This is a genomic window from Rheinheimera sp. (assembly GCF_020217005.1).
In the GTDB taxonomy this organism is placed as follows: Bacteria; Pseudomonadota; Gammaproteobacteria; order Enterobacterales; family Alteromonadaceae; genus Pararheinheimera.
On sequence record NZ_JAIWOI010000266.1, the window covers coordinates 1 to 10527 of the forward strand.

Sequence of the window (10527 nt, forward strand, 5' to 3'; positions counted from 1 at the left end):
ATCTGAGCTGCGTTGGTACCGACCATACCGCCACCGATAATCACGACTTTGGCAGGTTCAACACCTGGTACGCCACCTAATAACATACCGCGACCGGCACATGATTTTTCGAGTGCACGGGCACCAGCCTGAATCGACATACGGCCAGCCACTTCAGACATAGGAGCTAACAAAGGCAAGCCACCACGGTTGTCTGTGACTGTCTCATAAGCAATACAAATAGCTCTTGATTTGATCAGGTCTTCAGTTTGCGGCAGATCTGGTGCTAAGTGCAGGTAAGTAAACAAGATTTGGCCTTCACGCAACATAGCGCGCTCAACAGCCTGAGGCTCTTTTACTTTTACAATCATTTCTGCTTTAGCGAAGACTTCAGCAGCAGTAGTTAATACTGTTGCCCCTGCAGCCTGATAGGCATCATCGCCAAAACCAATGCCGCTACCTGCGTTGTGTTCAACAAAAACAGTGTGGCCAAGAGCAGTCAGCTCACGCACGCTGGCAGGGGTCATACCGACGCGATATTCGTGGTTTTTAATCTCTTTAGGTACGCCAATAATCATGATATTCCGCCTGTGTAGGGTTGAGTAAAATTTTTGCCTAGTATAGTTACTGAATTGTAGTTTTACCTGTTGTTTTTTGATGCGATCGCAGTTATAAATCCTGCTATAAGCTGAAAACTGAAATTTTTATCTGCCATGTATGAAACAAGTAAAAGTGTAAAAAAACTAGACCGGATAGACCGAAAAATTCTGACTGAATTACAACACGACGGCCGTATTGCTAACGTTGAATTAGCGAAAAGGGTAGGGCTTAGTGCGACCCCTTGTCTGGAGCGGGTACGTAAATTGGAGGCTGAAGGCTATATTTTAGGCTACACAGCACAAGTCGACCCGAATAAAGTAGGTTCCGCGTTACTGGTTTTTGTTGAAATTACTTTAAGTAAAACCTCTCCGGAAGATTTTGATGAATTCAGTAAGGCTGTACAGAAGTTACATGAAATACAGGAATGCCATTTAGTCTCCGGCAGTTTCGACTTTTTATTAAAAACCCGGGTGGCCAATATGGCGGCGTATCGCGAGCTTTTGGGTGAAACTTTATTACGTTTACCCAGTGTGCGCGGGAGCCGTACTTATGTGGTGATGGAAGAAGTAAAACAAACCACTTTTGTGGCTGTCAATTGATGCAGGTGTCTTGATAGTTCCTATATGAATTGGGCAAGCAGCATAGTCAACGACGCTATGACTTCAAGCTCGAAGGGGAACCCCAAAGGCATTGTTGCCAGAGCAAGGCGACGAGCGAGTGAGACCCCAGGAGCATAGTTGTTGCTATGTGACTGGGGCGAGCAGCGTAGTCAACGACGCTATGGCATCAAGGACGAAGGGGTTTTGTACAGCCACTGTTCAGGCGTTAAAGTTTATATAACCTTTTGTCGCTGAAGTATTAGTCAATAAGGCTATTGCTTCATACGACCTGGGTATAAAGGGGTGCAACAGGGTTGTCACTCTGGTATCTTAAGTAGGTAGAATTCTTAGAATAAATGGGATCTTGTTGTGTTGAGTGAAGCCAGAAGGTTACGAGCCAAATTATTGTTTTCTCTAAACGGAATGCAGCGTTTATCTGAAGTGGGATTGATCCTCAGCTTCGGTTTCGCTGCTTTTATGCTATTGGCTCTGATGTCATTTGACCCGGCTGACCCCAGCTGGTCACAGGCTGGTTATCAAACGGCTGTCCATAACTATGCAGGACCCAAAGGCGCATGGATTGCCGACATTCTTTTATTTACTTTTGGCTGGATCGCTTATTTGGTTCCGCCTTTGGTTGCTTTTGCCGGCTATTTGCTCACTCGCAGAACTATGGCGTTGTTGCAAATGGATTACCTGATTCTGGGGTTACGTCTTATAGGGATAGTGCTGAGTATCATCTGCGCCAGCGCTATTAGCAGTATTAATTTTAACGATATTTTTTATTTCTCATCAGGTGGTGTGGTAGGCGACGTGGTTGCATCTATGCTAATGCCAAACTTTAATTTTATTGGCACCACTTTGCTGTTGTTATGTGGTTTATCTACGGGCTTAACCCTGGCTACCGGTATTTCCTGGGTCACGGTGGCAGATGAACTAGGTGCATTAACTATGCGTCTGCTGCTCGCTTTGTATCAGACTCCAACTCGTTTGGGGCATTATCTGGCTCAGCGCTCAATGGCTAAAGAAATATCGCCTTTGTCTTTTCAGACGGGCGCTACAGAACCAGCGCGGCGACTAGAACCTGAAATATCGTCGGATACGACGCCAAAACCTGCAGATATATCATCTAGTGAACCCGTAGTTGCTCCCCAAGTGATAAGGTTAAACCCGATTTTGAGTGAAGCTGTACCTGCAACTAAGGTTACAGCCGAGGAAGAGCAGATCCCTTTATCAGATATTGAAGAGATCCAGCTGCATTCAAGCCGTGTTTATGTCTCTGATCCACAGAGAATTGAACCCTTACCTTTTGCCCCTTTGGACGAAAAAACCGAAGCTGTGGCTTTTGTCAGTGTGGATACACTGGCTGATGATGATTTGAGCTTTTCTGCTGTGGATGATGGCTATTCACCGGAGCAATTACAGCATCTGGAACAGAGTTTTGCTGAAGTAGAGCGTCAGACAGTGGTAGGTCCTGTTGTGCTGGACGAAGAAGATGAAGACGACACACCACAAGGTACCAGTTTCAGTCCTGATGATTTACCTTCACTTTCATTATTAGACAGACCTGACAAGGCCACTAATCCGATAGACCCAGCCGATTTAGAGCGGGTGTCACGTTTAGTTGAAACGAAGTTACTGGATTTTGGTGTAGACGCCAAAGTAGTGGCTGTATTGCCTGGACCTGTGGTGACACGCTTTGAGTTGGATTTAGCTCCAGGCGTCAAGGTGAGCAAAATCACAGGTTTATCCAAAGACTTAGCCCGTTCATTATCGGCCATCAGTGTGCGTGTGGTGGAAGTGATACCGGGTAAATCTTATATAGGTCTGGAACTACCGAACCAATTCCGTGAGATAGTGCGCTTGTCTGAAGTGATAGGCGATGAAGTCTTTATACAATCCAAGTCGCCTTTAACTATGGTGCTAGGTAAAGACATTGCCGGTAAATCCGTCGTGGCCGATTTAGGCCGTATGCCGCATTTACTGGTGGCTGGTACTACAGGTTCAGGTAAATCAGTCGGCGTTAATGTAATGATTTGTAGTTTGCTCTATAAATCCACGCCTGAAGATGTACGCTTTTTGATGATCGACCCTAAGATGTTGGAATTATCTGTCTATGAAGGTATTCCGCATTTGCTGACAGAAGTCGTGACCGACATGAAAGAAGCGGCCAATGGCTTGCGTTGGTGTGTCGGCGAGATGGAGCGGCGTTACAAGCTGATGTCAGCTTTAGGGGTGCGGAACTTAAAAGGCTACAACCAGAAAATTCAGGAAGCTATTGCTGCGGGCACACCTATTCGTGATCCAATTTGGAAACCTAGTGATAACATGATGACGATGCCACCAGAGCTTGAGAAGTTGCCCTCCATAGTCGTGGTGATTGACGAATTCGCTGACATGATGATGATAGTCGGTAAAAAAGTAGAAGAGCTGATTGCCCGCATAGCGCAAAAAGCCCGTGCCGCCGGTATTCACCTGATTTTAGCGACCCAGCGTCCATCTGTGGATGTGATTACAGGTTTAATTAAAGCCAATATTCCAACCCGTATGGCCTTCCAGGTGTCGTCAAAAATCGACTCCAGAACCATTTTGGATCAGCAAGGTGCCGAAAGTTTGTTAGGCCAGGGTGATATGTTGTACTTACCGCCGGGCTCAGGCGTTCCAACCCGTGTACATGGTGCTTTTGTCGATGACCATGAAGTGCATGCTGTCGTATCTGACTGGAAACGTCGTGGTAAACCAAATTACATCTCTGAAATTTTAAACGGCGAGCCCTCAGAAGACAGTTTGTTACCCGGTGAAACGATGGAAAATGATGATGGTGAGTCGGATCCTCTGTTTGATCAGGCTGTGGCCTTCGTTACTGAAAGCCGCAAAGCTTCGGTTTCTGGTGTACAAAGACGCTTCCGTATTGGCTATAATCGCGCTGCGCGTTTAGTTGAGCAAATGGAAATGAGCGGTATCGTCAGTGGCGCAGGCCATAACGGTAACCGCGAAGTATTAGCGCCTCCTCCTCCTAAAGTATTTTAACTAAGGTGTATATGAAGAAAAACGTCGGAAAAAAAGCTGTGGCTCTGATTTTGTCTCTGGTATTGCCCGCCTTCATGGCTGCAGCCGATCAAGCTGAAGCATTACAGAAAAAACTGGCGCGTTTAACCAGCTTTCAGGCCAGTTTCGATCAAAGCGTTGTTGATGCCAGCAATAAGCTGATCCAGCAAGGCGAAGGCATGTTGTCATTAAAACAGCCGTCTTTATTTCGTTTTGAAACCCAGACGCCTGAGCCAAACCTGTTTATTGGTGATGGTAAAACCTTGTGGTTTTATGCTGAATTATTGGATCAGGTCAGCATTTATGACGCCAAAGAACAAGTACAAAAGACTCCTTTTGTGCTTTTGACTTCACACGACCCTAAATTATGGGCTCAGTACAGTGTGACAGGGGCCGATGATCAGTTTGATATCACACCGAAAGACCCAAGCAATGCGGTGAAAAAGCTCAGTCTTAAATTTGCAGGTTTAGCTTTATCAAAAATGATCGTCACCGACAGTAATGGCCAGAACAGCACTTTTGATTTTAATCTGGTGCAATACAATACGCCTCTGGCTTCAGAACTATTTCAGTTTACTATTCCGGCCACAGCTGAAGTGGATGATCAACGCGTCAAGTGAACAACCTCGGCTTTGAATTCCACGACGATATCAGGCCTCTGGCAGCGCTGCTGAGGCCAACACAGTTATCTGACTATGTTGGACAGCAGCAAGTGCTGGGGCCCGGTACACCACTGCGTAAGGCGATAGAAGCAGGGCGCATTTCCTCTTTGATTTTGTGGGGACCGCCAGGTACTGGCAAAACTACTTTAGCTGAGCTTATAGCTATTTATGCTAAAGCCGCTATCGCCCGTTTATCTGCGGTGACAGCTGGTGTAAAAGAAATACGTGAAGAGATCCAAGCAGCTAAACAAAGGTTAGTGCAGAATCAACGAACCTTGCTGTTCGTAGATGAAGTGCACCGTTTTAACAAAGCTCAGCAAGACGCCTTTTTACCCCATATTGAAGATGGCACCATTATTTTTATTGGTGCCACCACAGAAAACCCTGCGTTTGCACTTAATAACGCTATGTTATCCCGCGCCCGTGTCTGCATTTTAAAAAAGCTGACCGCAGAGGACCTGACGTTAGTGATAGAGCGGGCAGTGGCGCATTATCAGCAACATGGCCAGCAAGTGCAGATTGGTTCTGAAGCCCAGTCATTATTATTGCAACTGGCTGATGGTGATGCCAGACGCTTATTAAACCTGTTCGAACAAGCGGTAGAAACAGCGCAGCAGGGCGCTGCCAACACTGAATTGACAGCTGATTTATTCCGCCAGTTAGTACCACGCCAATTACCGGGTTTTGACCAGCAGGGCGATATTTTTTACGACTTAATTTCTGCCTTTCATAAATCGGTGCGTGGTTCCAACCCTGATGCCGCTTTGTATTGGTATTGCCGGATTTTAGAAGGGGGCGGCGACCCTCTCTATGTTGCGCGCAGGCTACTGGCTATTGCCAGTGAAGATATAGGCAATGCAGACCCCCGGGCTTTGACTATTGGATTGGATGCCTGGGATACCTTTGCCCGTGTTGGTCCTGCAGAAGGGGAGCGGGCGATAGCGCAGGCGGCTGTTTATATGGCGTTAGCGCCAAAATCGAACGCAGTTTATAGCGCTTTTAACCAGATGCGGCAGTATGTACAGCAACATCCATCCTTTGAAGTGCCGGATCATTTGCGTAACGCACCAACTGCGCTGGCGAAACAACAAGGTTTTGGTAAAGCCTATCGCTATGCCCATAACGAACCAGGTGCTTATGCCGCAGGTGAGGCGTATTTACCAACTGAAATGGCTGGAATGAAGTTTTATCAGCCGTCTGATCGCGGTTTAGAGAAACAACTGCAGGACAAAATGGCCTATTTGGCGATGCTGGACCAACAAGCAAAAGGACAGGACTAATGCAGGTTTATCTGGCTGTGGCTCTGGGGGGCGCTTTAGGTGCCTGCTGCCGTTTCGGTTTAGGCGAATTTATCCTGCATCTTTGTGGTAAATCATTCCCTTTTGCCACTTTGCTGGTTAATATTCTCGGGTCTTTTGTATTAGGCCTGCTTTATGGCCTGTTTTTAGCCGAGCATTTGACGGTCAATCCGTGGAAGACTCTGATCGGCGTAGGTTTTTTAGGTGCCTTTACCACCTTTTCGACTTTTTCACTCGACACTGTTTTACTGCTGCAACAAGGCGATTTGGTGAAAGCCGGTCTGAATGTTGTGCTAAACGTGCTGATTTGTTTAACACTCGCCTGGCTGGGCTTAAAGCTGGGCTCAATGAAGTAATCACTATGTTAGATGCAAAATTTTTAAGAGCCGAATTAGCTCAGACTGCCCAACGTTTGGCAGACCGTGGTTTTCAGTTAGATGTTGCGACTCTGGAGCAGCTGGAAGAGCAGCGTCGTGAATTGCAAATGGCGACACAGGATTTGCAGAATTCGCGTAATACCAAATCTAAAGCCATAGGTCAGGCCAAGGCCCGTGGTGAGGACATTACACCATTACTGGCTGAAGTGGATGGTTTAGGCGCTCAGTTGGAAGACGCCAAACAAAAGCTCGATGCCGTGCTAGCGCAGTGGGATACTATTGTCAGTGCGATTCCAAATTTGCCTCATGAGTCTGTGCCAGCGGGTAAAGATGAAACTGGTAACCTGGTTGTACGGCAGTGGGGCGAGCCCAAAAAGTTCGATTTTGACGTGAAAGATCATGTGGCTTTAGGGGAAGCGCTGGACAAGGGGCTGGATTTTGAAAATGCTGTCAAAATTGCGGGTTCACGTTTTGTCGTGATGCGCGGTCAAATTGCCCGTCTGCACCGCGCTTTAGCGCAGTTTATGCTGGATTTACATACGGAGCAGCACGGTTATACCGAGTTGTATGTGCCTTATCTGGTCAATGCCGCTTCGTTGTATGGCACAGGCCAGTTGCCAAAATTTGGTGCCGATTTATTCCATACCAAACCTGCGACAGAAGAAGGCGTAGGTATGTCATTGATCCCAACAGCAGAAGTACCAGTGACCAACTTAGCCCGCGACTGTATTTTCGAACTTTCGGAGCTGCCACAAAAATATACGGCTCATACGCCATGCTTCCGCAGCGAGGCTGGCTCTTATGGTCGTGATACTCGTGGGTTAATTCGCCAGCATCAGTTTGATAAAGTTGAATTGGTACAGTTAGTCCATCCGGATCAGTCTTTTGCTGCGCTGGAAGAGTTAACAGGTCATGCGGAGAAAGTGCTGCAGCTGTTAGGTTTACCTTATCGCACAATGTTGCTTTGCACTGGTGACATGGGTTTTGGCTCTACTAAAACCTATGATTTAGAAGTCTGGTTACCGGCACAAAATACCTATAGAGAAATTTCTTCTTGCTCAAATATGGGCGATTTCCAGGCTCGTCGTATGCAGGCTCGCTTCCGTCCGGGTGAAGGTAAAAAACCTGAACTGCTGCATACTTTAAATGGTTCAGGTTTAGCAGTAGGCCGCACCTTGGTCGCTATTTTAGAGAACTACCAGCAAGCAGATGGTTCTGTACAAATTCCGGCGGTATTACAACCTTATATGGGCGGCAAAACCGAAATTCGCTGTTAATTAGCAGGCTTAGTTGTATGGAGCAGCTTTTCTGTTCCAGACTATTTGGTAACACTTATGTCATTGATAAAAGAACAAGAAAAACCGAATAAAACACCTATACCACGTCATGTAGTAGTGCGTAAAACCCGCCAGAATCCAGTGAAGCAGATGTTACGCTGGGTGTACTGGTTGGTGTTGATTGGTGTGATTGCCGTAGTGGTGATAACCAGCTTAGACGCAGGTATGACTATGTACAAAGGGCTGAACTAACAGCCCTTTTTCATGTACTGCTCTAAAGGCATTTTGCTGGCTTGGGCAAGCCCGCAATTCGTGTTGCCTGTTTAGCCGGGCCTTCCGGAAACAATAGAAAAAGATACTTACTGTTGCCTTTGTCCGGTCCTAATTTTTCTCCCATACTTTTCACCAGTAAACGTATGGCAGGTGAAGTTTGGTATTCCTGATAAAAAGCGCGGACAAAATTTACGACTTCCCAGTGCGCCTCGGTCATGGTGATTTGTTCAAGACGGGCAAACTCTTCCGCCAGTTGTGGAGACCACAAGGTTAAATCAGCCAGATAGCCATGCTTATCCAGCGGGTAACTTTGGTTGTTTAAAATTAATTCAGTCATCAGAGTTGTTGCTTCGCCTGCAGCACCAAATCCAGCCACTCGCTGTCATTGAGTGCGGTAAAAGGTTCGGAGATAATTGCGCCTCGCACTGCTGCATCCAGCGCCAGACAATAAACAGGGCAAGGTAGACGGTTTAACTGGCCCCCAGTCATTAAATACACGGCATCTTGTCTTAACAAGACTTTATCTTGTGCACCGGCAAGGTTCAATACATCAGATAACCTGTTGGTGCTTAGATCAAATAGTCTCATATCAGGCCTTAATCACATGCTGTTGCGTAGAAAACAATTGGCTTAGTTCCGCGCTCTCCAGCGGCTGCACGTCCAGCACAAGCACATTGGCTTGTAATTGGCGTTGCCGTAAAGATTCTGCACAAATATATAAATTTTCTATTTCGTAAAGTTCAAACAGTTTAAAACTACGCCTGAAATCTTTAACCATCAACTCTGAGCTGTCAGTGCTTTGTACCAGCTGGTAAACCGCATCGTCACTAAATACAACGCTGACCTGATGATCTACAGCTGACAGGGCAAAGATTAAGTCCAGACTTTCCTTTGCCGCTATACCTTCTAAAGGCAGTTTGGTCACTATCACAGCTATCTTCATCAAAACTGTACCAATTTGTCAGACTGAGCCAAACGCATGGCAAATTCGGCTAAACCTGCTGCTATGTAGCCATCTGCTGGTTGTACATCGTCTGAGCATATGCCACGTTTTTCTGCTGCTGTGATACAAAACAGCAAAGGGATATGGTGCGCCCGACAAAACTGCTGCAATTTTGTAGATAAGTTTGGCTCGTCCGAAGGTAGATCAATCAGAGGTGAGGCTGCGGCTACGGCGTCACGGTATAAGAATACTGAATCAATTACATGGTTTGACTCTAAAGCCTGACGCATAAAACGCAAGGCACTGACAAAGCTTTGGCCTTGCAATACCGGGCCTTCAATCAGAACGGCAAAACTGGTCATCTGCTTACCTTTCGCATTTTATATTCAAATTAACCTTTTATTTAAAGAATTAGCCTGTAGCCACATGGGGCGGGGCCACGCAGTCATCAATACTGCTATTTCAGTTCATAAAAGACAATAAAAAAGCCCCGCGACATTGGCGGGGCATTTTACTGTAACATCAGCTTATCTCAAGCCTTTATTAGTCATCACTTCCCATGATGCCCAATAACTGCAACAGGGAGGTAAATAAGTTGAATATGTTCAGGTATAAACCAACAGTCGCCCGGATGTAGTTTGTTTCACCGCCGTTGATGATTCGGCTGGTATCAAACAGAATTAAACCAGACATAATCATCACTACAGCAGCGTTAATTGCCAGATGCAGGGCAGGGATTTGGAAGAATATGTTTGCCAGACCTGCCACTATAACGACAATCAGACCTACAAACAGGAAGTTACCCATAAAGCTAAAATCTTTGCGTGAACTCAGGGCATAAGCTGATAGTGAGAAAAACACCACAGCTGTTAAGCCCAGAGCCTGCATAATGAGCTCAGGGCCATTGGCTGTTGCAGCGAAGCGGTTCAGCAATGGACCAATAGATGCGCCTAAGCATCCTGTCAGAGCAAATACCCAGAAGATGCCACTGGCACTATCTGCTTTCTTTTGGACCACAAAAATCAAGCCAAAAGCTATCAGGGAAAACACCAGCCCCATGCCGAAACCGAAGTTCATAGCCATGGATATACCTGCAGTGACAGCACTGAATGCCAAAGTCATAGCAAGCAGGAAATAGGTGTTGCGTAATACTTTATTGACTTCAACACTATGGCCTATCTGGCCAGTTTGAGTGGTTTGGTTGTAGGACATTGCTGTTCTCTCCATCATATAGTTACTCTTCTGACTGCATCTTACTTGGGAAGTTCCCAAAGTGCCAGCAGTTATCTTTGTAAAACAATTCAATCATTTAAGTTGTTTTATCAAAGTTTAAAAAAATGCTTTTCTTTCTGAACCAATCTGATTATTATACGCGGCGCCGGAGGGGTGGCAGAGCGGTTTAATGCACCGGTCTTGAAAACCGGCGAAGGTTAATAGCCTTCCGAGAGTTCGAATCTCTCCCCCTCCGCCA

General features: G+C 46.2%; 13 protein-coding genes and 1 tRNA gene. 8 read left to right on the forward strand and 6 right to left on the reverse strand.

Translation table 11 applies throughout. From position 1 onward, the window contains the following. Window positions 1-557 (reverse strand): alanine dehydrogenase (locus LDL40_RS12945; RefSeq protein WP_367304326.1); only part of this gene is annotated, 557 nt, incomplete at its 3' end. A gap of 135 nt (window positions 558-692) precedes the next feature. Here LDL40_RS12945 and lrp point away from each other — a divergent pair. The 7 genes from lrp to LDL40_RS12985 all read left to right on the forward strand — a co-directional run bounded on the left by lrp (window position 693) and on the right by LDL40_RS12985 (window position 8092). Further along, window positions 693-1178: a leucine-responsive transcriptional regulator Lrp gene (gene lrp / locus LDL40_RS12950; RefSeq protein ID WP_300995794.1), complete on the forward strand. Its 486-nt coding sequence runs from the start codon at window positions 693-695 to the stop codon at window positions 1176-1178. A 369-nt stretch (window positions 1179-1547) separates the two neighbouring features. Next, window positions 1548-4208: a DNA translocase FtsK 4TM domain-containing protein gene (locus LDL40_RS12960; protein WP_367304327.1), complete on the forward strand. Its 2661-nt coding sequence runs from the start codon at window positions 1548-1550 to the stop codon at window positions 4206-4208. An 11-nt stretch (window positions 4209-4219) separates the two neighbouring features. After that, window positions 4220-4846: an outer membrane lipoprotein chaperone LolA gene (gene lolA, locus LDL40_RS12965; protein WP_300995795.1), complete on the forward strand. Its 627-nt coding sequence runs from the start codon at window positions 4220-4222 to the stop codon at window positions 4844-4846. Then, window positions 4843-6168: a replication-associated recombination protein A gene (locus tag LDL40_RS12970; protein ID WP_300995796.1), complete on the forward strand. Its 1326-nt coding sequence runs from the start codon at window positions 4843-4845 to the stop codon at window positions 6166-6168. The genes lolA and LDL40_RS12970 overlap by 4 nt, the downstream gene beginning before the upstream one ends. After that, complete coding sequence (gene crcB, locus LDL40_RS12975; RefSeq protein WP_300995797.1) at window positions 6168-6542, forward strand: fluoride efflux transporter CrcB; 375 nt, start codon at window positions 6168-6170, stop codon at window positions 6540-6542. The genes LDL40_RS12970 and crcB overlap by 1 nt, the downstream gene beginning before the upstream one ends. 5 nt (window positions 6543-6547) lie before the next feature. After that, window positions 6548-7840: a serine--tRNA ligase gene (gene serS / locus LDL40_RS12980; protein ID WP_300995798.1), complete on the forward strand. Its 1293-nt coding sequence runs from the start codon at window positions 6548-6550 to the stop codon at window positions 7838-7840. A 57-nt stretch (window positions 7841-7897) separates the two neighbouring features. Next, window positions 7898-8092: a hypothetical protein gene (locus LDL40_RS12985; RefSeq protein ID WP_300995799.1), complete on the forward strand. Its 195-nt coding sequence runs from the start codon at window positions 7898-7900 to the stop codon at window positions 8090-8092. Window positions 8093-8114: 22 nt separating this feature from the next. Here LDL40_RS12985 and LDL40_RS12990 read toward each other — a convergent pair whose 3' ends face one another. The 5 genes from LDL40_RS12990 to LDL40_RS13010 form a co-directional block, all read right to left on the reverse strand. Beyond that, window positions 8115-8450, reverse strand: coding sequence for a TusE/DsrC/DsvC family sulfur relay protein (locus LDL40_RS12990; RefSeq protein WP_300995800.1), 336 nt, complete (start codon window positions 8448-8450; stop codon window positions 8115-8117). Next, complete coding sequence (locus LDL40_RS12995; RefSeq protein ID WP_300995801.1) at window positions 8450-8701, reverse strand: DsrH/TusB family sulfur metabolism protein; 252 nt, start codon at window positions 8699-8701, stop codon at window positions 8450-8452. The genes LDL40_RS12990 and LDL40_RS12995 overlap by 1 nt, the downstream gene beginning before the upstream one ends. Window position 8702: 1 nt before the next feature. Further along, complete coding sequence (tusC, locus tag LDL40_RS13000; RefSeq protein WP_300995804.1) at window positions 8703-9056, reverse strand: sulfurtransferase complex subunit TusC; 354 nt, start codon at window positions 9054-9056, stop codon at window positions 8703-8705. Then, the gene (gene tusD / locus LDL40_RS13005; RefSeq protein ID WP_300995802.1) at window positions 9056-9418 is read right to left on the reverse strand and encodes a sulfurtransferase complex subunit TusD; all 363 of its coding nucleotides are present in this window, start codon (window positions 9416-9418) and stop codon (window positions 9056-9058) included. Before tusD ends, tusC begins: the two co-directional genes overlap by 1 nt. Before the next feature lie 181 nt (window positions 9419-9599). Then, on the reverse strand, window positions 9600-10268 hold the full coding sequence (locus LDL40_RS13010) for a Bax inhibitor-1/YccA family protein (RefSeq protein ID WP_300995805.1): 669 nt from the start codon (window positions 10266-10268) through the stop codon (window positions 9600-9602). 168 nt (window positions 10269-10436) lie between these two features. Between LDL40_RS13010 and LDL40_RS13015 the strand changes: the two genes are divergently transcribed. Next, window positions 10437-10527 (forward strand) — tRNA-Ser (locus LDL40_RS13015).